The 24,883-nt window shown below is 59.8% G+C and carries 19 protein-coding genes and 8 pseudogenes; 19 read left to right on the top strand and 8 right to left on the bottom strand.

The features are described from left to right. Nucleotides 1–13: 13 nt before the first annotated feature. Nucleotides 14–733, bottom strand: coding sequence for an ABC transporter ATP-binding protein (locus HZZ16_RS35960; protein WP_197955485.1), 720 nt, complete (start codon nt 731–733; stop codon nt 14–16). After that, the gene (locus tag HZZ16_RS35955) at nt 730–1,500 is read right to left on the bottom strand and encodes an ABC transporter permease subunit (RefSeq protein ID WP_311974479.1); all 771 of its coding nucleotides are present in this window, start codon (nt 1,498–1,500) and stop codon (nt 730–732) included. Before HZZ16_RS35955 ends, HZZ16_RS35960 begins: the two co-directional genes overlap by 4 nt. A gap of 399 nt (nt 1,501–1,899) precedes the next feature. Here HZZ16_RS35955 and HZZ16_RS35950 point away from each other — a divergent pair, with 399 nt between their 5' ends. Further along, on the top strand, nt 1,900–2,991 hold the full coding sequence (locus HZZ16_RS35950; protein ID WP_197955484.1) for an LLM class flavin-dependent oxidoreductase: 1,092 nt from the start codon (nt 1,900–1,902) through the stop codon (nt 2,989–2,991). Between the two features lie 197 nt (nt 2,992–3,188). Here the strand turns inward: HZZ16_RS35950 and HZZ16_RS35945 are convergent, their stop codons facing one another. After that, nucleotides 3,189–3,431, bottom strand: a complete 243-nt coding sequence (locus HZZ16_RS35945; RefSeq protein WP_197955483.1) for a hypothetical protein — start codon at nt 3,429–3,431, stop codon at nt 3,189–3,191. 294 nt (nt 3,432–3,725) lie between these two features. Here HZZ16_RS35945 and HZZ16_RS37775 point away from each other — a divergent pair, with 294 nt between their 5' ends. The 15 genes and pseudogenes from HZZ16_RS37775 (at nt 3,726) to HZZ16_RS37755 (ending at nt 14,314) form a co-directional block, all read left to right on the top strand. Then, entirely contained in the window at nt 3,726–3,935 is a 210-nt protein-coding gene (locus HZZ16_RS37775) for a hypothetical protein (RefSeq protein ID WP_246510663.1), read from the top strand. A 20-nt stretch (nt 3,936–3,955) separates the two neighbouring features. Continuing rightward, nucleotides 3,956–4,896: pseudogene (locus HZZ16_RS35940) on the top strand (aliphatic sulfonate ABC transporter substrate-binding protein). A gap of 304 nt (nt 4,897–5,200) precedes the next feature. After that, the gene (locus HZZ16_RS38055) at nt 5,201–5,335 is read left to right on the top strand and encodes a hypothetical protein (protein ID WP_283815909.1); all 135 of its coding nucleotides are present in this window, start codon (nt 5,201–5,203) and stop codon (nt 5,333–5,335) included. Continuing rightward, nucleotides 5,328–5,705, top strand: coding sequence for a DnaB-like helicase C-terminal domain-containing protein (locus tag HZZ16_RS38510; RefSeq protein ID WP_376707614.1), 378 nt, complete (start codon nt 5,328–5,330; stop codon nt 5,703–5,705). The genes HZZ16_RS38055 and HZZ16_RS38510 overlap by 8 nt, the downstream gene beginning before the upstream one ends. A 306-nt stretch (nt 5,706–6,011) precedes the next feature. Continuing rightward, the gene (locus HZZ16_RS35930; protein WP_197955481.1) at nt 6,012–6,281 is read left to right on the top strand and encodes a hypothetical protein; all 270 of its coding nucleotides are present in this window, start codon (nt 6,012–6,014) and stop codon (nt 6,279–6,281) included. A gap of 184 nt (nt 6,282–6,465) precedes the next feature. After that, nucleotides 6,466–7,566, top strand: a complete 1,101-nt coding sequence (gene sfnG / locus HZZ16_RS35925) for a dimethylsulfone monooxygenase SfnG (protein ID WP_197955480.1) — start codon at nt 6,466–6,468, stop codon at nt 7,564–7,566. Nucleotides 7,567–7,592: 26 nt separating this feature from the next. After that, nucleotides 7,593–8,501: an ABC transporter ATP-binding protein gene (locus HZZ16_RS35920; RefSeq protein ID WP_197955479.1), complete on the top strand. Its 909-nt coding sequence runs from the start codon at nt 7,593–7,595 to the stop codon at nt 8,499–8,501. Next, nucleotides 8,501–9,391, top strand: coding sequence for a branched-chain amino acid ABC transporter permease (locus HZZ16_RS35915; RefSeq protein WP_197955478.1), 891 nt, complete (start codon nt 8,501–8,503; stop codon nt 9,389–9,391). The genes HZZ16_RS35920 and HZZ16_RS35915 overlap by 1 nt, the downstream gene beginning before the upstream one ends. A 4-nt stretch (nt 9,392–9,395) precedes the next feature. Further along, a pseudogene (locus HZZ16_RS35910) lies at nt 9,396–10,429 on the top strand (branched-chain amino acid ABC transporter permease). A gap of 26 nt (nt 10,430–10,455) precedes the next feature. After that, nucleotides 10,456–11,787, top strand: coding sequence for an ABC transporter substrate-binding protein (locus HZZ16_RS35905; RefSeq protein ID WP_376707613.1), 1,332 nt, complete (start codon nt 10,456–10,458; stop codon nt 11,785–11,787). 60 nt (nt 11,788–11,847) lie between these two features. After that, nucleotides 11,848–12,636: an ABC transporter ATP-binding protein gene (locus tag HZZ16_RS35900; RefSeq protein WP_197955477.1), complete on the top strand. Its 789-nt coding sequence runs from the start codon at nt 11,848–11,850 to the stop codon at nt 12,634–12,636. A 13-nt stretch (nt 12,637–12,649) separates the two neighbouring features. Beyond that, nucleotides 12,650–12,934 (top strand): annotated as a pseudogene (locus tag HZZ16_RS37770) (acyl-CoA dehydrogenase family protein); the annotation flags it as partial. Nucleotides 12,935–13,134: 200 nt separating this feature from the next. Further along, nucleotides 13,135–13,242, top strand: a pseudogene (locus tag HZZ16_RS37765) (hypothetical protein); the annotation flags it as partial. Nucleotides 13,243–13,305: 63 nt separating this feature from the next. Beyond that, nucleotides 13,306–13,851: an acyl-CoA dehydrogenase family protein gene (locus tag HZZ16_RS37760; protein ID WP_311974475.1), complete on the top strand. Its 546-nt coding sequence runs from the start codon at nt 13,306–13,308 to the stop codon at nt 13,849–13,851. A gap of 199 nt (nt 13,852–14,050) precedes the next feature. Then, the gene (locus tag HZZ16_RS37755; protein WP_246510661.1) at nt 14,051–14,314 is read left to right on the top strand and encodes a hypothetical protein; all 264 of its coding nucleotides are present in this window, start codon (nt 14,051–14,053) and stop codon (nt 14,312–14,314) included. Between the two features lie 326 nt (nt 14,315–14,640). Here the strand turns inward: HZZ16_RS37755 and HZZ16_RS37750 are convergent. Continuing rightward, nucleotides 14,641–14,926 (bottom strand): annotated as a pseudogene (locus HZZ16_RS37750) (hypothetical protein); the annotation flags it as partial. 497 nt (nt 14,927–15,423) lie between these two features. On the opposite strand from HZZ16_RS37750, the gene HZZ16_RS35885 reads away from it, so the two are divergent. After that, nucleotides 15,424–16,695: a tyrosine-type recombinase/integrase gene (locus tag HZZ16_RS35885; protein WP_246510659.1), complete on the top strand. Its 1,272-nt coding sequence runs from the start codon at nt 15,424–15,426 to the stop codon at nt 16,693–16,695. A gap of 111 nt (nt 16,696–16,806) precedes the next feature. Here the strand turns inward: HZZ16_RS35885 and HZZ16_RS35880 are convergent, their stop codons facing one another. Further along, nucleotides 16,807–19,110, bottom strand: coding sequence for an nSTAND3 domain-containing NTPase (locus HZZ16_RS35880; protein WP_197955476.1), 2,304 nt, complete (start codon nt 19,108–19,110; stop codon nt 16,807–16,809). Next, nucleotides 19,107–21,206 carry an AAA family ATPase gene (locus HZZ16_RS35875; RefSeq protein WP_197955475.1) on the bottom strand — a complete coding sequence of 700 codons (2,100 nt, stop codon included), beginning with the start codon at nt 21,204–21,206 and terminating at the stop codon, nt 19,107–19,109. Before HZZ16_RS35875 ends, HZZ16_RS35880 begins: the two co-directional genes overlap by 4 nt. Nucleotides 21,207–21,420: 214 nt before the next feature. On the opposite strand from HZZ16_RS35875, the gene HZZ16_RS35870 reads away from it, so the two are divergent. Next, the gene (locus HZZ16_RS35870; RefSeq protein WP_197955474.1) at nt 21,421–22,734 is read left to right on the top strand and encodes a DUF2130 domain-containing protein; all 1,314 of its coding nucleotides are present in this window, start codon (nt 21,421–21,423) and stop codon (nt 22,732–22,734) included. A gap of 76 nt (nt 22,735–22,810) precedes the next feature. Here the strand turns inward: HZZ16_RS35870 and HZZ16_RS35865 are convergent. Both HZZ16_RS35865 and HZZ16_RS35860 read right to left on the bottom strand, forming a co-directional pair. Beyond that, nucleotides 22,811–23,614: pseudogene (locus HZZ16_RS35865) on the bottom strand (carbamoyltransferase C-terminal domain-containing protein); the annotation flags it as partial. Nucleotides 23,615–23,655: 41 nt separating this feature from the next. After that, nucleotides 23,656–24,583: pseudogene (locus HZZ16_RS35860) on the bottom strand (IS3 family transposase); the annotation flags it as partial. Nucleotides 24,584–24,650: 67 nt separating this feature from the next. On the opposite strand from HZZ16_RS35860, the pseudogene HZZ16_RS37030 reads away from it, so the two are divergent. Next, nucleotides 24,651–24,883 (top strand): annotated as a pseudogene (locus HZZ16_RS37030) (IS110 family transposase); the annotation flags it as partial.

Below are 24,883 nucleotides of genomic sequence, written 5' to 3'. Positions count from 1 at the left end.
GGGTCCTTAGAACTCAGGCAGGGATGGGGTGGGAGGCGACGACGCCGAGCTCGGCCAGCAGCTCGGCGCGCGCAATCGACCGCGCACCGCTGGTGCGATGCTCGAAGGCGATCCGACCATCGCGCATCACCAGGATGCGGTCCGCAAGCGCAATCGCTTCATCCACGTCATGGGTGACGAGGAGCACGCCGGGCCTGTGCGTGGCCACCAATTCGCGCACCAGATGGTGCATGCGGATGCGGGTCAGCGCGTCGAGCGCGGCAAAGGGTTCATCAAGCAGGAGCAACTCGGGCTCCTGCACCAGGGCGCGGGCCAGCGCAACGCGCTGCGCCTGACCGCCGGAGAGGTTGCGCGGCCAGTCGTCGAGCCGGTCACCGAGCCCGACCTCGGCCAGCGCCGCGGCCGCACGCTCGCGGACATCGGCTGCCTGCAGGCCGAGTGCCACGTTGCGCCACAGGGTGTCCCACGGCAGCAGCCGGTGCTCCTGAAAGACCACCGCTGGGCGACGTGGTGCGGCGATGCGCCCGCCGTCGATCGGGTCGAGCCCGGCCAGCGCACGAAGCAGCGTGGTCTTGCCGCAGCCGCTTTCACCGAGCAGGGCAACGAACTCGCCGCGTTCGATGCGCAGGTTGAGGTTCTCGATCACGACGCGGCTGCCGTAGGCGCGATAGAGATGTGTCACGACGACGGCCGGCGAAGCCGCTGTCGAAGAGGGGGCAACGTGCAAGGTCATCGTGCGCCCCCGTAGTTCGGATGCCAAGCCAGCAGGCGACGCTCGAAAGTGCGGGCGATCGCGTCGGCTGCGACGCCGATCAGCGCGTAGATCACAATCGTCAGCACGATCACGTCAGTGCGCAGGAATTCGCGCGCATCCATGGCGAGGAAGCCGATGCCGGATTGCGCGCCGATGGTCTCGGCCACCACCAGCGCCAGCCACGCGGTGGCCAGTGCATAGCGAACCCCAGTCAGGATCGAGGGCAGAGCGCCCGGCAGGACAATGCGCCGGATCAGGTCCAGCGTGCCGAGCCCTTGCACGCGGCCAAGCTCGATCAGCTTCGGGTCGATCTGCCGGATCCCGAGCGTGGTGTTGATATAGATCGGGAAGGTCACGCCAAGCGCGACCAAAAAGATCTTCTCGGCTTCGCCGACGCCGAGCCAGACGATCACCAGCGGTAGCAGGGAAAGGAACGGTATCGCACGGATCATCTGGACGCTGCGATCGATGGCGGCCTCCGCGATCCGCGAAAAGCCGACCAGGATGCCTAGTGCGAAGCCGATGCTGGCGCCGATGGTAAAGCCCCCAATCGCGCGCAGCAGGCTGATGCCGAGGTCGTTCAGCAAACTTCCCGAGGCCGCCAGCTTGAATGCGGTCCTGAGCACCTTGCTCGGCGCGGGCAGTACCTGCGGTGACAACCAGCCGGCCTGCGCCAGCAGCTCCCAGACGATGAGAAGCACGACCGGAGCAAGCCACGACAACAGCAGCAAACCACGCCGGCCGATCTCGAACGGAACCTTCGGAGCGCGTGAGACGGCATTGTCGCTGGGCTGCGCGGCATCGAATGCGACCGATGAGGCGGTCTGTTCGAGGTTGCTCAAGATGAATTCGTCCTTGTTAATCGCTGCGCACGATAGTCGTTGATGCGGCGCATGTCTTCGTTCACCCGGTCGGCAATGTGTCGCCATTCGAATGAAACCGTCGTTCACGCGCCGCAAACTGTCCCACGATTTTCGGCGGACAGAAATAGAGTGGTTTTCCAATTGTCGTTTGTTCCGGAGTTTTCTGATTTATCCGTGTGCGCAACACGACAAGGAAAATCTTTTGATGCGGCGTCGCTTGATCTCTCGCCGCGCTTTGCGGAAAACGGGTCAACGCGAAGGAGAATTCGGGAGAGACAGCCGATGACGATACGACCGCTCCGTTTTGGCATCTGGGCGCTGGTGCACGGTTCGCGCGCTGCCTATCAGGATCCCGAAGAGCCATACGATGCATCATGGGAGCGCAATCGCGATCTCGTGCTCGCGGCGGAGGCGCTGGGTTACGATTCCACGCTGATCGCGCAGCATACGATCAATCCGCACCAGGAGGATCTCGATCAGCTCGAGGCCTGGAGCGCGGCGGCCGCACTGGCGGCCCTGACCAGCCGGATCGAGATCATCGCGGCCATCAAGCCCTATCTCTACCATCCGGTCGTGCTGGCCAAGCTTGCGCTCGGGATCGAGAACATCAGCCGAGGCCGGTTCGCCATTAATCTGGTCAATGCCTGGAATCGGCCCGAACTCGACAGGGCGGGCATCGGTTTCGCCGAGCACGACGCCCGCTATGCCTACGGCCGCGAATGGATCACGGTGGTGTCGCGCCTGATGCAAGGCGAGCGGCTGACCTATAAGGGCGAGCATTTCGACGTCCGCGACTATGTGTTGCGGCCGGCGAGCCTCTACCGGCCTCGGCCGTTGATCTATGTCGGCGGTGAATCCGAACCGGCGCGCGCATTGGTTGCCGATCACGGCGATGTCTGGTTCATCAACGGACAGCCGCTCGAGGATGTCGCCGGCTTGATTGCCGACGTGGCGGCCCGGCCGCGTGCCGGGGCTCCGCTCCGTTTCGGCCTGTCCGCCTTTGTCATCACGCGCGAAACGCACGCCGAGGCGCAAGCCGCCTATGAGCGGCTGCTCGATCTGTCGAACAAGGATGCGCCGATCAAGGCGATCCAGAAGCAGAACACCGACCCGAAGGTCGTCATGATGAAGACCATGCAGAAATCGGCGCGGGTCGGCAGCAATGGCGGGACCGCCGCGGGGTTGGTCGGCAGCTACGGCGAGGTGGCGGCCGGCATTCGGGCGTTCCATGCCGCTGGAATCGAATTGTTCATGCTGCAATTCCAGCCGTTCGAGGCGGAGATGGAGCGTTTTGCCCAGGAGATCATCCCGCGGGTGCACGCGGCGTCGCCAACCAAGATGCGTGAGGCGCGGTTAGCCGTGCGGCCCGAATAGAAAGAGTTCGTGGAGATTATCCCGTCCGTCGGCCGCCGCCGAGGGCGCAAATCTTCGGCGCCATCTCTGTACTCGCCGAGTCATACGACGAAGAACCTGAAGCCAAGACGCTGCCGGTTGCATAGATTGTCCTCCGCATTGCAGATGTTGTGGAACATAGTATGTCTTGGTGCGGGCCGGACCCGAATGTCGGCGGTTTATGCAACTTTGAAACCGAAAACGCGCGGCGCGTTTCCTTGCAGGAAGATAATTCCGCCGGCAGGCGCGCCAAAGAGAAATCCATTCTTGCAGACTGACGTAACGACGATGAGCCACGCGCGATGCTGTCGTGTTGAACGTTCCGCGTGTGACATCGGTGATCGGTTTTGCGCTGAAAATTCATGTTGGGCGGGAAGCCGGCGCGTTTCGAACAGCAAGCGGCGGGCAACCGACATCGCCATAACTTTGCTCCTTTTCGATCTGCCGCAAAACGCGGTGTCGCGCCGAGGCGCCAACTTTTGGATACCCATTTCATTGACCGTAGTGCTGTTGTGCCGGATATTGAACTGAGCAGATTGTGCTGCTCAGGGTCACCACAATGCGAACGAAATACGGACAGTTGATGAGTGACATGCGACGCCGCATGCCCCATCGCTGCGTCTCGGCGGCGACCGGCGTCTGTTGTTGATCGTATCGAAAAATCCAAATCCATCGACAGTCAGACAGGAGCGCCGAAACCCGGCGATCGACCACACATGTCCCGAGCCTATGTCATCGAAATATCAGATCGAACCGCCGGTATCGTTGTCGCCGACGAGCGCGGCTTTTGCTTTTTCTCGTCCGAACGTGCCTTTGACAGCCTTGATGGCGGTCATTTCGGCTCCGCTCGGGCTGCCGAGCGCGCGGTGAGGGCGCTTCTTGATCGACGACGGCAGGCCGACGGCACGGTCGCAATCACTTTTTGATCAAACCTGAAAGGACAAACATGATTACGAGACGAGTTTTTGTCACCGCAGCGCTCGCGCTCACAGCGTTGGCGGTCGTCCCGGCGCGAGCGGAAGACAAGCCGACCTAGATCCGCGTCGTGACGCAGAAGGGCGGCCTGTTTCCCGCAGTTCGCCAGCATCACACCGTGGAGGACGCATTCAAGCCGCTCGGCATCGAGGTGAAGTGGATCGACTTCCAGTTCGGTCCGCCACTCCTCGAAGCCATCAATGTCGGCAGCGTCGACTTCGGTTTCGTTGGTGGCGCGCCGCCAATCTTCGCCAGGCGGGGGCTGCAGAGATCCGTTACGTCGCCGCGGTGAAATCGGAAGGTAACAATCAGGCGATCACCGTACCGCCGGATTCGCCGATCAAGACCCTGGCCGACCTCAAGGGCAAGCGGGTCGCTTTCGGTAAGGGATCGAGCGCGCATAACCTCCTGGTCGTAGCGCTCGAGAAAGCGGGTCTCTCCTGGAGCGACATCACGCCGACGCCGCTTGCGCCAGCCGATGCGACGGTGGCGTTCGTCAAGGGGGCGGTCGATGCATGGCCGATCTGGGATCTATCTTGCATTGGCGGAGCTCAAGGAAAAAGCCCGGGTCATTGCCTTCGACAAGGATGTGCACAAACCCAACGCCTTCTATATCGCAGGATCCGACTTCGTCGCGAAATATCCCTCGGTTGTCGCAAAGCTCAACACGATCTTCGCAGGGGAGGGAAGATGGGTCGCGAGGAGGTGGCCAGTGCCCAGGCTGAGGCCACCGGCGTGGACATCGAGGCGATCAAGCGCTTCGTCGCGCGGTCGAACTATCAGGTGGTGCCGATCGATCAGGATATCATCAAGGGGCAGCAAGCCGTCGCCGATCGCTTCGCGCGGATCGGATTGATTCCGAAGCCCGTCAATGTCTCGGATATTGTATGGAAATGGACTCCCGGGTCGTGAGCCGTCCAGCGGCGGCACACACAATCCAAGGTCTATGGCGACCGCATCGATGGCGATCTCCTTGTAAATGGAACGCTGCCACTCGGCTAATATCGGATCGACGCGCCGTTTGCATCGGAGCGCCGCGTCGGCGCTCCGATAGCTGCGACGCTTGCGCTGCCCCGTCCCGTATCGTGAAAGGAACGTGCTGCCGTTTCTCGGCTGAAGACTGCGTTCATCGTTTTTTGTTCCGGGTCGATTGATCACCGCACTTCGCGTGCTCACCATGGCAGCGGCGTATCAGCTCCACATGGAGGGACCGGCGATGAGCTTTAGAGTCAAGGATGTGTTCACCGGAACGCAGGCTGCGCTGGGTGCCGATCCGGCGCAGGCACAGGCCGCGTTTCACGCGCAGTCTCGTCTCGGCGACTACGGGATTACACCACCGGACAATCGATAAGGGGCGGTACATTGGGAGATTCGACGATGGCATCAGGCGCGGCGACATTTCTGAGAATGATTTCGACGCGCTCGCACAACGCCGGCAAGAGATTCGCCGCATCCCACTGTACATCGATGCGACCGGCGCCTTGACCGTTGGCCAGTTGGCGGCGCGCGCCCTTCGCTTGAGGCGACGTGTGCGGCCAACACTTGATCGTTGTCGATTATATTCAGCTCATGCAAGGCATATCCCATCGGGCTCCCCGAACCGCGCGCGGGAGGTGACCGAGATTACGGCTGACCTGAAGGCCCTCGAGCTCAAGTTGCCGATCATCGTGTCGGGTCGAGAACCGGCAAGAAAAGCGTCTTCCGCGAGGAGTATTACCTGAAAGGTCAGGAACCGGCGGGAGGAACCAATGCTCATATCACATGTGCGGCGGAGCTCGAGGCTTCCCGCGGGAAGGCTGAGATCATTATTGGGAAGCAGGCCACGGGCCGACTGGCACTGTCAATCTGTCGAAGGCGAATTCACGCGATTCTCGGATCTCGCTGTGAATGGCTGATCAAAAATGACCCCCCATCGGCGCCATGGCGACCCCCTCAGGTCCCACTAATTTCGTTGAAACCAAACTATTGGATTCTAGCACCGATCGTGGTCGGGGACCCGTACCGAAAATACATATGGTGATCCGCCAATGATTTCCCTCGCGTTCGCACTGGCCGACACGACCGAGATTTCAGCCGCACAGCAACAATCGATCCGCTTCGCGCCAACAAAAGGATACCGCTTTCTCGGAATCGCCGAAAAAGAGTTTGGCTTGGACTCGCTTGGCCGCAATTTCTCTGAGACTATTGATCGTCAGTCGATGGTGCTTGGGAGGGGAATGCTGATGACGTGCACCGACGTCTTCGACGAAACGAAAGCGTGCGCATTGCGAACGTCATGTCGCACGATCAGCTGTTGACGTACCGACGGTGCGTTGCGGATCAGGCCTCCTGATCGCTCCAACCTTCCGGAATCTCACGGGCTGACACCAGTCTCGATCAGCCTCGCTCCAACCTGCTGACCCCGCGCAGCGTGAATGCATCGTGCTGCCTGCTTCCCTCGACGCTCTTTCGTCGCGCGCCAACTCACATGAGGACATTCGAATGACCGCCAGCCATGATCAGATCAAATTCGCTTATTGGGTGCCCAACGTCTCCGGCGGGCTGGTCATCAGCAAGATCGAGCAGCGAACCGGATGGGACATCGACTACAACCGCCGCTTGGCGCAGATCGCGGAGGACAGCGGCTTCGATTATGCGCTGAGCCAGATCCGCTTCACCGCCGGCTACGGCGCCGAGTTCCAGCATGAGCCGGTTGCGTTCAGCCACGCCTTGCTTGCCGCGACCAAAAAATTGAAGGTGATCGCGGCGCTGCTGCCCGGGCCATGGAATCCGGCGGTGGCGGCCAAGCAAATCGCCACCATCAGCCAGCTCACCGAGGGCCGCGTCGCCGTCAACATCGTCAGCGGCTGGTTCCGCGGCGAGTTCACGGCCATAGGCGAGCCCTGGCTCGATCACGACGAGCGCTACCGCCGCTCGGAGGAATTCATCCGCGCGCTGCGCGGAATCTGGACCCAGGACAATTTTACGTTCCGCGGCGATTTCTACCGCTTCTCGGACTACACGCTGAAGCCGAAGCCGGCGCATCCGTCGCCCGAGATCTTCCAGGGCGGCAGCTCGCGCGCCGCGCGCGACATGGCCTCGCGGGTTTCGGACTGGTACTTCACCAACGGCAATTCGGTCGAGGAGATCAAGAAGCAGGTCGAGGATATCAGGGCCAAGGCACGCGCCAACAATCATTCCGTCAAGATCGGCGTCAATGCCTTTGCGATCGCGCGCGAGAGCGAGGCCGAGGCGCGCGCCGTCCTGGACGAGATCATCGCCAAGGCCGATCCGGAGGCGGTCACTGCCTTTGGCCATGAGGTAAAGAATGCCGGCAAGGCCTCACCAGAAGGGCAGGGTAATTGGGCGAAATCGAGCTTCGAGGACCTCGTCCAGTACAATGACGGCTTCAAGACCAACCTAATCGGCACGCCGGAACAGATCGCCGAACGCATCATCGCGTTGAAGGAGGTCGGCGTCGATCTCGTGCTGCTCGGCTTCCTGCATTTCCAGGAGGAGGTCGAGTATTTCGGCCGCCGCGTCATTCCGCTGGTCCGTGCGCTAGAGGCGAAAACCACCGTGCACGCCCAGGCTGCCGAGTGAACGGGAGTTTTGGCGAGGTGACCGCGATGGCGACGAATGCCGGTGTCCTTGCGCTGGAGGCTGCTCCAGCGCAACGACAGGCGCGCGCAACGGCGATTGCCGATGCCGACGATCGGGTGCTCGCGCCGGCCGCAGATCGTGCGGCACGGCCGGTGCTTGCGTTGACCGATATCGCGCTGAAATTCGGTGGCGTCGCGGCGCTGCGCGACGTTGATCTGGAGGTCGCGCCGGGCGAAATCCGCGCGGTCATCGGGCCCAATGGCGCCGGCAAGAGCTCGCTGCTCAACGTTATCAGCGGGCTCTATCGGCCCGACCGCGGCCGGGTGTGGCTCGGCGAGCGCGCGTTCACCCAGGTGCCGACGGTGCACCTGGCCGCGCACGGCGTCGCGCGCACGTTCCAGAACCTTGCGATCTTCAAGGGGCTGTCGGTGTTCGACAATGTCCTGATGGGGCTCGCGCATCGCGTGCGCGCCGGTTTCCTGCGCCAGATCATAGGCTCGCCGCTGGCGCGCCGGATCGAGGCGGAAAACCGCGCCGCCGCCGAGGATGTCATTGGCTTCCTGCACCTTCGCGATGTCCGTGAGCGCGCCGCCGGAACCTTGCCCTATGGCCTGCAGAAGCGGGTCGAGCTGGCGCGGGCCCTGGTCTCGCGGCCGATGCTGCTGCTGCTGGACGAGCCGTTCGCTGGTGTCACGTTGAGCGAGAAGCGCGAATTGTCCGAGCACGTGCGCAATGCCCGCGACAGCTACGGCGCCACCATCGTGCTGATCGAGCACGACATCGCCGTTGTGCTGGGATTGTCCGACCGCGTCGCGGTGCTCGACAACGGCCGCAAGATCGCCGACGCCACGCCCGACGAGGTGAGATCCGATCAGGCCGTGATCGACGCCTATCTCGGCGTCGCGCATCAGGACGTCATGGAGCTCGCGGTCTGATGTTCGATTATCGGTTTCTGATCGAGGTGCTCGTCGGCGGTCTGCTGTCGGGCGTGATGTACTCGCTGGTCGCGATCGGCTTCGTGCTGATCTACAAGACCTCGGGCGTGCTCAACATCGCGCAGGGCGCGATGCTGCTGTTCGCAGCGCTGACCTTCGTCAGCCTGGTCGAGCGTGGGGTCTCGTTTCCGCTCGCGTTTCTGATCACTCTGGCGATCATGGTAGTGCTGGGTGTGGTCGTCGAGCGCACGGTGCTCCGGCAGCTCGTCAACCAGCCGCCAATCACCCTGTTCATGGCAACGCTCGGGCTGTCCTACGTGATCGAGGGCGCGGCGCAGCTGTTGTGGGGCACGCAGGTTCACGGTCTCGATATCGGGGTTAGCGACGTTCCGCTGGATATCGCCGGCGTCTTCATCAGCCGCTTCGACCTGTTCGCAGCAGTGGTCGCGGGAAGCCTGGTGGTGCTGTTCGCGCTGTTTTTCCGCTACACGCGGACCGGGCTCTCGTTCCGCGCCGTCGCCGATGATCCGTTTGCGGCGCTGGCCGTCGGGCTCCGCCTGCCGCGGGTCTGGGCCAGTGTGTGGACGGCTTCCGGCATCGTCGCGCTAATCGCAGGACTGTTGTGGGGCGCGCGTCTCGGCGTGCAGTTCTCGCTGTCGCTCGTGGTGTTGAAGGCGCTGCCGGTGTTGGTGCTGGGAGGGTTCGACTCGATTGCCGGCGCGATCATCGGCGGGCTTTTGATTGGCGCCATCGAAAAGCTTGCCGAAGTCTATGTCGGGCCGTTGTTCGGCGGCGGCATCGAGGCCTGGGCCGCCTATGTCGTCGCGCCGGTGCTGCTCTTGGTACGGCCGGCGGGGCTGTTCGGGCAGAAGCTGGTCGAGAGGGTCTAGGGCGATGAGCGCAGCACCATCGACAGGAGAGCGCGCGCCCGGCGTACGGACCATCGCGATCGCTGTCGCGGCGGTGGTTGCGTTTGGCGTCATTCCGCTGGTCAGTTCGGACTACCTGCTGGATGCTGTGCTGACACCGTTTCTGGCGCTGGCGCTCGCCGCCGTCGGGCTCAACGTTCTCACCGGCTATGCCGGCCAGGTGTCGCTGGGCTCCGCCGCCTTTCTCGCGGTCGGCGCCTACGCCACCTATAATCTTCACCTCCGGCTGCCGGAGCTCCCGCTGCTCGTCGATCTGGTGCTCGCCGGCTTCATCGCGGCCGCAATCGGCATCGTGTTCGGCTTGCCAAGCCTGCGCCTGCGCGGGTTCTATCTCGCGGTCTCGACCTTGGCCGTGCAATTCTTCGTGCAATGTGCGCTCACCAAGTTCGGCTGGTTCTCCAACGACAATCCATCCGGCGTGATCGACGCTCCCGTGCTCAGCGTGGCCGGTCTGTCGTTCACCAGCCCGGCGGGGCGCTACGTGTTCTCGCTGAGCGTTGTGACGGTCGCGACGTTCCTGACCTTGCGGCTGCTGCGCTCGCAGAGCGGCCGCAACTTCGTCGCGGTGCGGGATCATGAGCTCGTTGAAGGTGATCGGCGTGCCGCTGCTGCGTACCAAGCTGCTGGCGTTCGGCGTCTCCTCGTTCCTGATCGGCATTGCCGGGGTGCTGTGGGCCTTCGCCTATCTGCGCACGGTCGAGCCGGCCGGCTTCAATCTCGATCGTTCGTTCCAGATCCTGTTCATCATCATCATCGGCGGGTTGGCCTCGCTGCGCGGCGCGTTTCTCGGCGCCGCCTTCATCGTGGTGTTCCCGCTGATCCTGTCACGCGCCAGCGCGGCCCTGCTCGGCGGCGTGGGGCGTGCTGGAGATGAGCCAGCGCATCGTGGTCGGCGCGTTCATCATCGCATTCCTGATTGCCGAACCCCGCGGCCTGATCGCGCTGTGGGACCGGCTCTGGGCGGCCGTCACGAGGCCGACCGCCGCGCGCAACACATGAATTTCGCACCACTGGAGAGACTGAGGATGATGAGATCGAGATATCTGAAGTTGACTTTCGCCGCGGCGGTCGCCTCGGTGCTGGTCGGGCTACCTGTCGCCCGGGCCGATGAGCAGTTCTTTCCCCTGCAAAGCTACCGGGTCGGCCCCTATGCGGCCGGCGGCACCGGCTTCTTCGGCGGCTTCATCGACTATCTCAACCTGATCAACATCCGCGACGGCGGCGTCAACGGCGTCAAGCTGACCTGGGACGAGGGCGAGACCCAGTACGAGGTCGAGCGCGGCGTCGAGGTCTATGAGCGGCTGAAGGGACGGCCAGGGGTCGCTGCCTGGAATCCACTGTCCCTCGGCATCGCCTACGCCATGATCGACCGCCTCACCAAGGACAAGGTGCCGCTTATCACCATCAATCACGGCCGCACCGATTCGACCGACGGCCGCGTGTTTCCCTACGTCTTCCCGCTGCTGCTCAATCCCTACAGCGAGACCTCGGGAATCGTGAACTACATTGCGAGCCGCGAGGGCGGCGTCGACAAGCTGAAGGGCAAGAAGCTCGTCGTGCTCTATCACGGCTCGCCCTACGGCAAGGAAACCATTCCGATCTACAAGCTGCTGGCGGACAAATATCAGTTCAGCCTGGAGCAGATCGAGGTACCGCATCCCGGCAACGAGCAGCAATCGCAATGGCTGTCGATCCGACGAGCGAAGCCCGACTACGTGGTGCTGCGCGGCTGGGGCGTGATGAATCCGGTGGCGCTGAAGACCGCGCAAAAGGTCGGTTTTCCCGCCGACCACATCATCGGCAACGTCTGGTCCAACTCCGAGGAAGACGTGATCCCGGCCGGCGATGCCGCCAAGGGTTACATCGCGATCACCACGCAGGCCTCCGGCGAACAATATCCGGTGCTCCAAGACGTGATCAAGACGGTCTACGGCGCCGGCAAGGGCAACCTCGACGACAAAAAGCGGATCGGCAGCGTCTATCACAATCTGGGAATCGTGAACGGCATCCTCAATGTGGAGGCGATCAGGATCGCGCAGAAGAAGTTCGGCAATCGGACTCTGACCGGTGACGAGGTGCGCTGGGGCTTTGAGCATTTGCAGCTCGATCCGGCGCGGGTCGAAGCGCTCGGCGCCAAGGATCTGTTCCATTCAATCAACGTCACCTGGGACAACCACGAAGGCGATGGTCGCGTCACGTTCCAGCGGTGGGACGGCGGCCAATGGAAGGTGGTCTCGGGGTGGATCGCGCCGGATTGGGCCTTCCTTCGTCCGATCATCGAGAAGTCCGCCGCCGCTTATGCAAAGGAGCGCGGCATCAAGGTGCGGACCTCCGGCGACGAAGCGGTCAGCAACTGATGCTGCGACAGGTGCGGGAGCCTTCCGGCTCCCGCGGCCTTCAACGCCACGGATCAACAGATGAGTGAAATTCTGCTCGCGGTCGAGGGGCTGGCCGCCACCTATAATCACGCGATCGCGGCGGTCAGCGATGTATCCCTCGCAGTGCGGCGCGGCGAAATCGTGGCCGTGCTCGGCGCCAACGGCGCCGGCAAATCGACCACGCTGCAGGCGGTTTCGGCGCTGCTCTCCGCCCGCCGCGGCCACATCACCGCCGGCCGTATCGTGTTCGACGGCCGCGACGTTGCAGGCATATCGGCGGCGACACTGGTGCGCGCCGGTCTCGTGCCGGTGCTCGAGGGGCGGCGCTGCTTTGCCTCGCTGACGGTGGAAGAGAACCTCATCACCGGCGCGATGGGGCGCGATGCGCGGCGGGCAGAGATCGTCGCAGATCTCGACCGGGTCTACGCGCTGTTTCCGCGCCTGAAGGAGCATCGCCGCTCGCCGGCCGGTCTGACCTCGGGCGGAGAGCAGCAGATGACGGCGATCGGCCGCGCCTTGATGTCGCGTCCGCGGCTTCTGGTACTCGACGAGCCGTCGATGGGGCTCGCGCCGCTCGTCGTCGAGGGAATTTTTCGCGCGCTGAAGCAGCTCAACCGCGAGCAGGGGCTGTCGATCCTGGTCGCCGAGCAGAACTCGACGGTGGCGCTACGCTTTTCCGATCACGCGGTGGTGCTCGAGAACGGGCGCAGCGTGCTGGCCGGCGCGGCGTCCGAGCTGCGCCAGCGCGCCGACATCAAGACACATTATCTCGGCGGATCGTCGCAGGGCGATCTAAGCCGGAGGCAGCCGACAGAGGCTGTCGCATGACTGCAACCCGGAGATGACTATGGCCAACGACAATCTCGCGCGCAAGATCGACGACGACGCTTATGCCAGGCTCGGTGCCGCCATCGACGCGACCGTGAAGGTGAATGCCGACCGTAACGACCGCGAGAGCCGCTTTCCACGCGAGAATCTTCGCGCGTTGGCGGAGGCCGGCTGGACCGGCGTGCTGAACGAAACCCAGTTCGGCGGGCTCGGCCTCGGCCACCTGGATTTCGCCGAGGCTGCCTACCGGATCGGGCAGGCCGATGCATCCACCGGCCTCGTCTATGTCATGCATGTCGGCGCGGCACAGACGATCAACCTGTTCGGAAACACCGACCAGAAGGAGCGCTGGCTGAAGGCAAGCAATGGCAGCCTGCTCGGCACATATTCGACCAGCGAACGCGCCACCGGCGGCCACTGGTGGTATAATTTGCCGAAGCGTCACGCGACGGCGAAGACTACCGCGTCAACGCCGAGAAATCGTTCACGACGAGTTCGGGCCAGGCCGATTATTATGTGGTGCAGACCCGCACGCCTGGTGCCAAGGACCAGGCCGACATCATCTTCTTCATCGTCGACGGCAAGGCGGAGGGGATCGAGTCTCGGCCCTGGGATGCGCTCGGCGTGCGCGCCAACCACTCCGGCCCGATTCGCTACAGCAATGTGCGGGTGCCGCAACGCGACCGGCTCGGCGCCGAAGGGCAGGGCAAGGAAATCATTTATGACGGCGTTTCGCCGGTCTATCTGATTGGGCTTGGCGCGGTCTGGGAAGGGGTCGCGCGCGGCGCCTTGAACGCTGCGATCGCCCACACCACGAGCTTCATCCACAAGGACAAGAACAAGAGTCTCTCCGACTATCAGGCGATCCGCCAGGAACTTGGCGCGGCCAAGGTGCTGGTTGAGACGTTGCGGCCGTGGCGCAACGAACTCGCAGCCAAGCTCGACGTGCTCTGGCGCGCCGGAAAGCCGCAAAGCGAGATCCTGATCCCGCTGACCGAGTTCAAGGTGCACGCCGCTGAGGTCGCCAACAAGGTTGCGGCGACGGCGCTGACGGTGACAGGCGGCTACGGCTATCACCGCGGGCCGATCGAACGGACCTATCGCGACGCGCGCGCGGCGATTGCGATGGGTCCGTCCAATGTCATCGCGCGCGACTGGATCGGAAAGGCCTTAGTGGGCCTGCCGCTGGAGCTGTTCTACGAGGGGGGAGAATAAGTCGAATGGGGCGGGTCTCCTCGCAAGCGGCGGCCGCGCTCGAAATAGTGGCGGTTCTTTGAGCCATAGGTGTTAATTCGACGGGCGCCGCCAGCAGCTCGTACAGTTTGCATTCTTGCATGATCCAGCGTGTTCGGCGCAGGCCCTGATGCTGCCATGTACTGATGCAACTGTGCTTGAGCCCCCTGGAGAGATTGTTATGGCAAAACCCTCTCAAATCGTCCTCACACCGTTCTTCCGCCCTCGCGATGAAGACGCTGAGGAGCAACAGATGTACGTGGCAGGATTCGTCGATGAGGAGGACGAGCCGTGGGGTACGCTGATCCCACTGGGGCGGAGGTGGTCGAGCAAGCCGTTATGGGGCATCAGACATTCGGGGTTTGGTGCAACTCCGACGGCCGCATCCAACCGCAGCCTAGCAATGACGGGCTATATGAATACCTTCTCGAGAAAGGTCAATTGACGGAAACGCCTCTCGACGAACTGGTTGCCGAGGCCATCGAAGAGGGCAGGAATGAACCCAATGATGATTCTCGACATGTTTGAGACCCTTCATGAGCGACTTTTACGCGCCTCGAGCACAGTCGCCGACGAGATTGCGCGGCGCAGGCGATGAAATCCCGGAGCGTCAGCGCTGAGTGAAACAGGATCTTGCCACCTTTAATACCGGACCGAGCGAAGGAGGCCAGACCGCGCTACTAGCCGGTAGGGTAGCTGCTGCGGGCGGCGATCTCGATGCAAAAGGCTTGGAGCGCGACAACGAGACCAACCTCTACCAGGTTCCGGCCATCACCGATGTCCTATCGGAACCCGCAAGCGTTCGGCCCAGCGCAGCAGCACGCGCGCATCCCGATCGGCTAAGACCACACGCTGGGCATGCAGGCCCTTGGCGATCGCTTGACCAACCTCTGGCCCCAACCCGATTACCATGGGTGATCAAGAATAACCAACCAAATGGGCTGCCGATCTCACGGTCGATGGTTTCGACGCGATCCATCAGGATATGGACCGAGGAGTTGCCGGCGCTGAGCTTCCCTTCCGGTAGATGCAGCGGGCGCGGCACGAATCCGACCTCGTTGCCGGCGCCCAGCGTACGTAGAACCTCGTGTTTCCCGCCACCCTACGCCCCGAGGTCACGAGAGTGATTGCGGCTGGAGCACCCTCATCAACTTCTGATCCGCGGGCATCGTGCTGGACTACGACCTTCTTTCCTCTTGTTCGCTGCTACTGTCCCAAAACTGCTGGCGCGGATGTTCGCTGAGTTTCTGCGGGCGTCGAGCGTGGCGTTCAAGCCATTGTGCGGGTATTTTCCTGCCTCCTTCTAAGTATAGTGTCCTTGATATCAGCCTTCAGAGGGCAATGGTCTATCTAAGCGGCCAAGCGTGGGATTGCCGCTTCCATCAATCGCAAGAATCGGGTGTTGCGTGTCCCCGCAACCAAATTTCATATGTAATACAAAGGGTTAGGCGAGTGCCTAACCCTTTAATTTTTCGTAAATGCCCTAGCACACGCCTAGCACACCGGTTCGACTGGCGGCCGGTTCCGCGCTATCCTGAGTTGAGGAGGTGCGAGATGGCTCGGCACGAACTCTTAGGCGGACTGATCCAGGTTTACAGGCGCAACGGTCGCCACTGGCACTGCTCTGCTTCGATTGACGGCCGCCAATACCGCTCGACCACTCGCGAGGACGACCTCGTCCTCGCGAAGCAGTTTGCTGAAGACTGGTATCTCGGACTGCGCGGAAAAGCGAAGGCGGGCCTCCTCAAGAAGAACGAGAAGACCTTCAAGCAGGCGGCCGAGCAGTTCTTGAAAGAATATGAAGTGATCACCGAGGGCCACCGCAGCAAGCGATGGATCGAGGGTTACGGTATACGCCTGCGCCTCCACCTGCTGCCGTTCTTTGGCGACATGGGATTGTCCGAGATTACTCCGGGCAAAGCCCAGGAATACAGGGTGCACAGGATCTCGACCTCCAGGACCGGCAAGGCTCCGGCCCGCAGCACCATCCACGATGAGATCGTGACGCTCCGTCAGGTGCTCAAGACGGCCATTCGGCACGAATGGCTGGCACATCTCCCCGACTTCTCGCCGCCATATAAGTCACAGGGGAAGGTGGTGCACCGCCCCTGGTTCAGCCCGGAGGAATACAAGCAGCTCTACACGATGACCCGCGAGCATGCGAAGTCCAGCCTTCCGCACCACCGCTGGAATGCCGAGCAGTTACACGACTACGTGCTGTTTCTTGGCAATACCGGCCTCCGGCCTGACGAAGCCAAGAACCTTCAGCATCGCGATATCACGATCGTGGAGGAGGGGCGTAAGGGCGACAGAATTCTTGAGATCGAGGTACGGGGCAAGCGCGGCGTCGGATATTGCAAGAGCACGCCCAGCGCCGTCTTGCCGTATGAGAGGCTCCTGACTCGTCCGAAGTATGTGCCCCAGGGCAAGGCTCGCGAAAGGAAGAAGAACCTCCGTCCTGTGTTGCCTCCTCAGTATCCCCAACCGACCGATCCTGTCTTTCCAGGCAACCACATCAAGCTCTTCAATCGATTGCTCGACCGTAGCAATCTCAAGCTTGACCGGGACGGCAAGCCTCGTACCGCCTATAGCCTGCGTCATACCTATATCTGCATGCGGCTTATGGAGGGGGCGGACATCTATCAGATCGCGAAGAACTGTCGGACCAGCGTAGAGATGATTGAGAAGTTCTATGCGGCTCACATCAAGAACACCCTTGATGCTGCTGCCATCAACGTCCGCCGTCCGAAATCCGTACGTCAGGTGAAGCCCGCACCTTCAGGCGGGACGGAAATTCTGATCAATCCCTCGCTATCGAAGCTCTAGAGGCTAGGGATGCTGAGGTCTAGCGGGCCAAGCTGGGCCCGCACTTCAGAGCCCGAAGGGGCTCCTCTTACGAGCCGGTAGCGGCTCGCCCTTTTTGCGCGAAGGCGCAGCTTACTCGTCTACGTCGTCGAAAACCGAGCGAGATCCTTCCCAACTATCTTCAATCGAGGCCATTGTATTAGAGCTACGTCGTGGAGCAGGCCGATCCGATTGAAGGTCCTCGACTATGCTTTGGATATCTTGCAATCCAGAGTCTATTGCTGCTTCGACATCCTCATCGACTGCAAATTCTTTCTTGAAGTTCTTCAAAGTAGTTTCCAGCGTGCTGAAGTATTCCTCAGGGTCGTCTTCTGACCCGCAGTTGAGGCGCCAATTACTTATGCAATTGTCGAGCTTCAGAAGAAGATTGCTCCTTACGTTGACTAAACACTCCTCAAATTCATCCGCGGTAAACAAGGCTCGAACTTCTTCGTCCAGGAAGCCTGAATCCGGAGTATCAACGGCCAATTCACAAATCTTGGCAACGTGGCGTTTCCTGTCTTCTTCCGGCAGAAGCGAATGGGTGCGGAGTCGGCAGACCACGCCTATCTCGGAGATCGTATCGAGGTACGACCACATATGAAGTGACTGCAGGAAGTCAGGCTCGGCGTCCAGATATTGCTTCAGGAACTGAGCGTCGCAGCGGTAGGCAAGAAAGCGATTGACTTGATCTCTATTCTCGGACCGCTGCCTCTTAAACGCCAAAACCCGACTGAGAACTAACGAAAAGCGGTCGGAAGGGACAATTACCTTCGCTCCTTCATATCCTACATCTCCGCAAGAGACCTCATGCATGAGTCTCGGGACGGGCGTTCCCGTCAAGTATATATCCAGCAGCTCGCGGTTCTCAGCAACAAGCGTGGCGAAGGCATCACGTATTGTAGGGTGTTTGAATGACCATGCGAGGGCACCGGCCGATTTAACCTGGATAAGAAGACTCCCATTCAAGGCGTTTAGTGCATTGCGAACCTCTGCTTGAGATCCACCAAGCAGTTCCAATGCACCAGTCTCATCGGGCGTCATCGAAATTGGACTTGTGAGTTGGCCGCCTCTCATAAAAACAAGAGCAATCGCAGCTCGTGAGGAAACATCTAGCGTCTGAATTACATCTGTCAGAAGCTGCATCGGCCTCGCTACGAAATCTTCGAGGGCAGCTCTATAGATCAAAAGCTTCTTGGTGAAAGCTCGGTTGCCCAGCCTGCGGGCGATCTCAGGGGTAAATCCGGGGTGAGCCGAGACAGCAGGCAGATGGGGCTTCAGCTCCGCTTTGAACGCCCGAGGTTGATTTCCCAAACGGATGTGATTGTAAAGTATCTGATCTTTCTCAGGCCGTGAGAGCTCCTGAACCTTGATCACCACCTGCGATTCAAGAATCTCAGGAAGCGCTGCTTCTTTGATGAATGAGCGGGCGTTGCGATAGATGTAATCCCGTGACGTGAAGATCACTCTCGCTCCGCGCCTGATGGCAGCATGCAGATGTGGAAATGCGCTATTCCATTTGAAGGTTGCCGCCACATCCAACTGCGTTGCACCAAAGGCATCATCAACCCAAAAGAACTGTTGCTTTTCGTGCGGATTAGAATGCCGAACGAACTCATCGGCATCTCTAACTTTGATTGTCGAGCAGCCCCACTCATCTAAAGCGCCCAACGCAAGCGCCGCCGCAATTGTAGACTTGCCGCACATCGGTTCACCGAGCAACAGGACGAACCCATGCTCTATTATGGCCCTTGCTGCCTTGCGATAGGCGGAGGTGAGAACAAACTTAGAAAGGTCGTCTCCTATCGCGCTTAAGATTTCTTGGGACTGAGCATAAGCCCTTTCATCCAGGATCTGGCTGAGGTCGCCCAAACCGTAAATGCGCGGGACGAGCATGCGCAGGCGCGCTGATTCATGGATGAATTGAGAGATCCTGTCGTTCCCATACGCGGCGAAGTGCTTTACGCCAGGAATCTCCAATATGACCTGACGAAGCTTTTCCTCAAAATCGCCCGTCAAGCGGGCGTTGGTGAAGAGAAAATAATTTTGCGCCAAGCCACGTTCGGCCAGACGCTCAATCTTTGAAACTTCGTCCTTCAGATCGGATAAACGCAGTACTTTCGATGGTTGGGACGTAAACTTGCATTGGGCGGTGAAGGAGCCACTAAAGATCTCTCCTGAGCGCGTTTCCCACTGCCCGTGAAAAGCGCCATCGCGGCCACCATCGTGAGAATCATAAAAGCCCTGGGCCGTTTGCCCCCAAACTTCACTCGCGATCGCGACACAGAGCTGCTGGAACGCTTTCCATCCCAATGAATGCAGCTCGTAGTTTGGTTGAGATGCCTGGACTTTGGCAGGACCAAATTGTGGTTCGATGGAGTTTCTATCGTCGTTCATAGGCCTGAAAACAGTTCAGCTAAGATTTCTTTCAGCTCCGGCGGTCTGTTAGCGGCGAGTGGCTCGCTGAGCGCTAATGCCTGCGCCTCTGTCTCTACCATGGATGCCGCCTTCAGAGCCCTGCTTGGCTTTGAGCCATCCGCGGGGCAATTATCAGGGTAGTATTCTTCGATAGGGCCTTTCGAAAGAACGCAAATACCCTGGGTTCTTAGCTGATCCAGCAGAGGAACTATGGCCGACGCACAAGCCGGGTCCTGACGGCAGGCGAGGCAACGTGACAATTCGCTTTCCCAAGAGAAAAGTGAATCGATGAGCGCCAACGCTTCATCGTCCACAATTCTTGTAGTTTTCATATTCTTCAGCCCAACCTTGGCATTGGCATACGTCTGTCTAAACGTGTGCCGTCTAAATCGATCCCCTATCTGGGAGGCCGATGGAGTTGCAGCTAGGTCTGCTTCTTGAATTCTAGCGTCGATACGTTGAATCGCCGCGTCTCGCAGCAAGTTGGCAGCCTCGCTTGCGCCGAGGTGTTCATAATCTTTGAAAAGAGCATCGAGATCGGCAACGATCATTACCTTCATGCCGAATGATTCGAAGAATGCTCGATACTTACCAAAGTTGCCCTTGCCATCTACCCGAACTAGGCCGACGCTCTTTCTCTCGAAGTCCCAATCTAGATTTAGCTTCCGAGCCACATGCTTGAGATAGCTATCATCTGATTGTCCCTCGAACAGCACAACACGCGAACTGAAAAACGCGGCGTCGGCGTTTTCAAATCGCGCAAGTCGGAATACCTCAGCTGACGTCTGATCCAATGTAAAATCGATTGGGTACAGCACACCGACGGGCTTAGGAGCGCTTGTTTCCTTGGCGACCCTCGTGAATCCTGCGGTCACGCCCGGTGCGAAGAAGAGAGGAGAATGTGTCGTGACGATTACTTGGTGCGCGCTTGAGATTGCGGCCAAGGTGTCAAAGAGAACCTTCTGTGAACGTGGATGAAGGTATAATTCCGGCTCTTCGAACAAGAACATCAGAGGCCGGTGAGCCGCGCCGTCTTCAATTTTTTCTCGCTGTCTCTGTACATAGGCTTGCAGCAAAGCAAACGTTAGAGACCTTTTTATACCGTCACCTTTGTTCTCGATGAGGTCACGAGAGCCGTCATCGATATAGATTTCTGCAGCATTCAGTATTGTTCGCAGTTGCGGTGGTGGAATAGCTAGCTCGATCTTCGCGCTCGGAAAATTTTTACAGAGTATCCCTTCAAGCAAGCTTTCCAAGGATCTTACTTTTTCGTGACGCTCATCGAGCCGTACGCCGTCGCGTACGATCCGATTGAAAAGAGTGTCGAGTTTAAGCAGCGACTCTGAAATTTGGGCAAGGTCGGGCTCCATATCTTCGAGAAGGAGCCCTAAGAGTCTGCCGAATGATGTAGACTGCGTTGTTTTCAGATCATCGGCGAGGTTTTTCACCGCTGGGATGTATATCGGTTCCGGAATAAGAGCGGTAATCGAAGGGGCCATTCCCGACGGTAGTGGACCATCGACAATCTCAAGCTCCTGCTCACCTAATCCGCTTAGGCACTTCGCCACGTATTCGGTAGCTTTTGCGATGGTGCTTAGGTCTTCTGGAGCATTGCCGATGAATTCGGGATAGCTTTCTTCCAGAGCTTCCCGAATTGCATTGCTACCCTTTTTTCCTTTAAACACCCCCGCGACGGCTTCCTCGCGATAGCGCGCCTCTCGGGGGACCTTCTTAAGAATGCGATATTCAGCTTTCTCACCGGCTTTGCAGCGCGAAATAAGCGTAAAGCGTCCTTGCTCGACAAGCGGCTCAATTTTAGCCCGATGAGTGGCGCCTAGGCGTTCAAGGTCGGCTTCGGTAATGCCGCTGAACGCCAACTTGAACTCTCCGCAAAGTTCGGCGTCGTAAAGCTGGGATGACGAAAGGCCAACTTGCTTTAGTGCCGCGACAATAGCTTGAAGCACCGTCGACTTTCCTGCGTTGTTCTCGCCCACAAGGCAAGAGAACTTGGTCGCCTTAAAAGTCGCTGCCTTTAGGCCTTTGAAATTCTTTATGTCGATCTGTTCTAAGAGCATGCTTCCAACTTAAAATCCGGGCCTGTTGAGGTCGCCCGATTCGTGAGTATCCCACAACTTTAAGTTTGTGGCCGACCTGCTTCAAGCAGGAAACTCTAGCGCGTCTACAAATTTGCTCTCAGATTCAACTGCTAAATTAGATGTTGTGCGAATCGCTGCTGCGCCGAGACTGACCGACTGCAGCTGCTAGGGTATTATGGTGGCAGGGGTGAACATGAATATTAAAGCAACTACGGTCAGCGCTCCGCAGGAGCCGACCCTCAACTGCCCGAACTGCAACCACGAAATCAAGCTGACGGAATCTCTTGCAGCGCCGCTAATCGCGGAAACACGACGTCGGTTTCAACAGCAATTGGCGAATAAGGACGCCGAAGTCGCAAAGAAGTCCGAAGCTCTGCGTGAAGAGCGCGAGCAGCTTGAGAAGGCACGCGAGCAAATTGAAGACCAGGTGGCGCAACGGTTGTCCGCAGAGCGCAGCCAAATCGTTGCGGCCGAGTCCAAGAAAGCGCGGGAAGCCGCTGCTGCAGAACTTCAATCCAAGGGCGTCGAGCTTGAAGATCTTCGCAAGACCCTGGAAGCAAACAACGCAAAGCTAGCCGAAGCGCAGCAGGCCCAGGCAGAGCTAATGCGCAAGGAGCGTGCTCTTGACGAGGCAAAACGCGAGCTGGACCTTACAGTTGAAAAGCGGGTGCAGTCTTCCGTAGAGCAAATCCAGGTGAAAGCGCGGCAGGAAGCAGACGAGGCTGCCAGGCTGCGGGTGGCCGAGAAGGACCAGACCATCGAGTCAATGGCGCGGACAATCGCGGAATTGAAGCGCAAGGCCGAGCAAGGCTCACAGCAGTCCCAAGGTGAGGTCTTGGAGCTTGAGCTAGAAGAGTTGCTGCGAGGACGTTTCCCTACGGATTCGATTGATCCGGTAGGCAAAGGCGAGCTTGGTGCCGACGTGATTCAGCAGGTCAATGCAGCGGTGGGCCAGCCTGCCGGCATCATTCTTTGGGAGACTAAGCGTACCAAGGCCTGGAGCGACGGTTGGCTTGCCAAGTTGCGTGACGATCAACGCCGATCGGGGGCCGACGTGGCGCTCATTATCTCGCACGCACTTCCCAAGCATATCGAGCAGTTCGACCTGATGGATGGCGTGTGGGTGGCGCATCCCCGCTGCGCCCTGCCAGTGGCAGTTGCGCTACGTCAGGCGTTGATTGATGTCAGCAACTCGCGTCTGGTTCAGCAGGGACAGCAGACCAAGATGGAGCAGGTCTACCACTATCTGACCGGCACGAAGTTCCGCCAGCGTGTGGAAGCTGTGGTCGAAAAGTTCAACGACATGCGTAAGGACCTGGACAGCGAGCGTAAGTTCATGGTCCGGCAGTGGGCCAAGCGGGAAACTCAGATCTTGTCCGTTATCGACTCGACTGTCGGCATGGTGGGTGACCTGCAGGCCATCGCCGGCAAGGCCATGCCTGAAATCCCCAGCCTTGAGATACCTCTGCTCGAAGATCACGAGGGCAGCGACCGTAAGGCGTCTTAGAAACTTCCTTAAATGACCACCCGGCGCCGACGGTAGGTTGGATCACGAAATGATGGAGTGGCGAGACTCACTCTCCTCATCCCTTCAAGGGCATTTTGGTGTCTGCCGCGAAGGTCTGAGAATACGAAGATGACTTCACGAGGTACGCTTTGCCTTCAACTACAAACCCATCCAAACCGCCATCCAAAACGTAAGCCGATAGATCCTCAATCCTGTTTATAAACCCTCGCCCATTGAAATTGAGGGATGTATTGCAGAGAACACCATACCCAGTCCGCGCCTTGAAGGCACTCAGCAGCTCATACAATGGCCGGTTAGTGGCCGCTGAAACCGTCTGAATCCTCGCACTTCCGTTAACATGGGTGACTGCGGCCAAGGCATTGGTGTTCGCCTTTTGCGTATAGAGCATATAAGGGCTCGACCAGTTGCAGCCGAACCATGTTGCAGCGTCTTCTTCCAGACAAACAGGTGCGATCGGACGAAACTGCTCCCGCTGTTTAATCTCATTCAATCGTATTCTTGTACTGTCCTTGAACGGCGCAGCCAGAATGGAGCGATTGCCCAATGCACGAGGACCAATCTCATATCTGCCGTTCACCCAACCAAGCACAAGGCCATGGGCAAGCATGTCGGCAATCGTCCCGCAGTCGGCTTCAAACGCATGATACTGCGCCAAGTCGAAAATCCCGGCTGCATCGAATGCCACTCCGGAATACACGTTCCAGTCGATCTTTGGATTACCGGTGAAATGATATTGCGCATCAATCGCCGTCCCAATGGCTGAGCCCGAGTCATTTGCAACAGGCGGTACGAAGATTTCGCCAAAGAGCCCAGTGTCTCGCCATTTTGTATTCCAGTCGCAGTTCAGACCACAGCCACCGGCAGTGAGCAGGGGCACCCCTCTGACCTGCCACTGCATTTTCATCCAGCGGCAGTTAGAGTCTGCGGGGTTTTGTACGCCAAGTGGCGCGGATGGAGCAACGGACGATCGGCGGAGCTGGTCGGGGTTGCGCAGCCGATCGTCCGTTGCGGAGAGGTGGGCGGCATAGGCCGCGGGGGTCAGGTATTTCAGCGACGAGTGGGGACGCTGGAGATTGTAATCGGCGACCCAATTGGCGATCTTGGCGCGGGCGTCATCGAGATCGAAGAACAGGGTCTCGTTGAGCAGCTCATCGCGCATCCGGCCATTGAAACTCTCGACGAAGCCGTTCTGCATCGGCTTTCCCGGCGCGATGAAGTGCCAATGGATGGCTGCGTCCTTGCACCAAGAGAACATGGCGTTGCAGGTGAACTCGGTGCCATGGTCTGACACGATCATTCCTGGCTTGCCGCGTCGCTGGACGATTGCCGTCAGTTCGCGGGCGACGCGCCGCCCCGAGATCGACGTCTCCGGAATGGCGCCCAGGCATTCCTTGGTGACGTCGTCGACGATGTTGAGGATGCGGAAGCGTCGGCCATTGGCGAACTGGTCGTGGACGAAGTCCAGCGACCAGCGCGCGTTCGGCCTCGCCTCGACCAGGATCGGGGCACGGGTCCCCACGGCCTTGCGCCGAGCCCGCCGTTTGCGGACGGTGAGCCCTTCCTCGCGGTAAAGCCGGTAGATCCGGTTGATCCCGGATGGCCCGCCCTCCCGCCGCAGCAAGACGAACAACCGGCGATAGCCGAAACGCCGCCGCTCGTTGGCGAGATCGCGCAATCGGCCACGCAGAACTGCGTCCGGCGGGCGGCTGGAGCGATAGCGGATCGTCTTCCGATCCGCCTCCACGATCGAGCAGGCCCGCCGTTCCGACAGGCTCATGACGGCCTGCAGATGCGCGACCGCAGCGCGCTTGGCGGCGGGCCCTACCATTAATGGGATGGTCCGCCCCGTCCTCCTCCTTCATCATAGGAAGGCCAGATCAAAAGAGGAGAGTACCATGGTCCATCGCAATTTGCCGCGACCGGCGGCAGTCTATGGAATCGACATTGGCAAGAACCTGTTCCACGTCGTTGGCCTGAGCTGCGACGGCACACCTGTTCAGAAAGTTCGCTTTCGACGGGATACCCTACTTCAGTTCTTTGCTCGGGCACAACCAAGCATAGTTGGCATGGAATCCTGCGCCGGTTCACAGTGGCTCGCCCGGAAGATACAGGAACTTGGTCACAAGGT

Source organism: Bradyrhizobium glycinis, assembly GCF_016031655.1.
GTDB lineage: Bacteria > Pseudomonadota > Alphaproteobacteria > Rhizobiales > Xanthobacteraceae > Bradyrhizobium > Bradyrhizobium glycinis.
Note: the sequence above shows the minus strand (reverse complement) of the source record. Positions and strands in the feature narration are given on the sequence as shown.

Bases quoted from the DNA above. Each gene is read 5' to 3' on its own strand.
- HZZ16_RS35960 (WP_197955485.1), bottom strand. From the start codon at position 733: ATGACCTTGCACGTTGCCCCCTCTTCGACAGCGGCTTCGCCGGCCGTC.
- HZZ16_RS35950 (WP_197955484.1), top strand. From the start codon at position 1,900: ATGACGATACGACCGCTCCGTTTTGGCATCTGGGCGCTGGTGCACGGT.
- HZZ16_RS35945 (WP_197955483.1), bottom strand. From the start codon at position 3,431: ATGGCGATGTCGGTTGCCCGCCGCTTGCTGTTCGAAACGCGCCGGCTT.
- HZZ16_RS37775 (WP_246510663.1), top strand. From the start codon at position 3,726: ATGTCCCGAGCCTATGTCATCGAAATATCAGATCGAACCGCCGGTATC.
- HZZ16_RS38055 (WP_283815909.1), top strand. From the start codon at position 5,201: ATGAGCTTTAGAGTCAAGGATGTGTTCACCGGAACGCAGGCTGCGCTG.
- HZZ16_RS35930 (WP_197955481.1), top strand. From the start codon at position 6,012: ATGATTTCCCTCGCGTTCGCACTGGCCGACACGACCGAGATTTCAGCC.
- sfnG (WP_197955480.1), top strand. From the start codon at position 6,466: ATGACCGCCAGCCATGATCAGATCAAATTCGCTTATTGGGTGCCCAAC.
- HZZ16_RS35920 (WP_197955479.1), top strand. From the start codon at position 7,593: ATGGCGACGAATGCCGGTGTCCTTGCGCTGGAGGCTGCTCCAGCGCAA.
- HZZ16_RS35915 (WP_197955478.1), top strand. From the start codon at position 8,501: ATGTTCGATTATCGGTTTCTGATCGAGGTGCTCGTCGGCGGTCTGCTG.
- HZZ16_RS35905 (WP_376707613.1), top strand. From the start codon at position 10,456: ATGATGAGATCGAGATATCTGAAGTTGACTTTCGCCGCGGCGGTCGCC.
- HZZ16_RS35900 (WP_197955477.1), top strand. From the start codon at position 11,848: ATGAGTGAAATTCTGCTCGCGGTCGAGGGGCTGGCCGCCACCTATAAT.
- HZZ16_RS37755 (WP_246510661.1), top strand. From the start codon at position 14,051: ATGGCAAAACCCTCTCAAATCGTCCTCACACCGTTCTTCCGCCCTCGC.
- HZZ16_RS35885 (WP_246510659.1), top strand. From the start codon at position 15,424: ATGGCTCGGCACGAACTCTTAGGCGGACTGATCCAGGTTTACAGGCGC.
- HZZ16_RS35880 (WP_197955476.1), bottom strand. From the start codon at position 19,110: ATGAACGACGATAGAAACTCCATCGAACCACAATTTGGTCCTGCCAAA.
- HZZ16_RS35875 (WP_197955475.1), bottom strand. From the start codon at position 21,206: ATGCTCTTAGAACAGATCGACATAAAGAATTTCAAAGGCCTAAAGGCA.
- HZZ16_RS35870 (WP_197955474.1), top strand. From the start codon at position 21,421: ATGAATATTAAAGCAACTACGGTCAGCGCTCCGCAGGAGCCGACCCTC.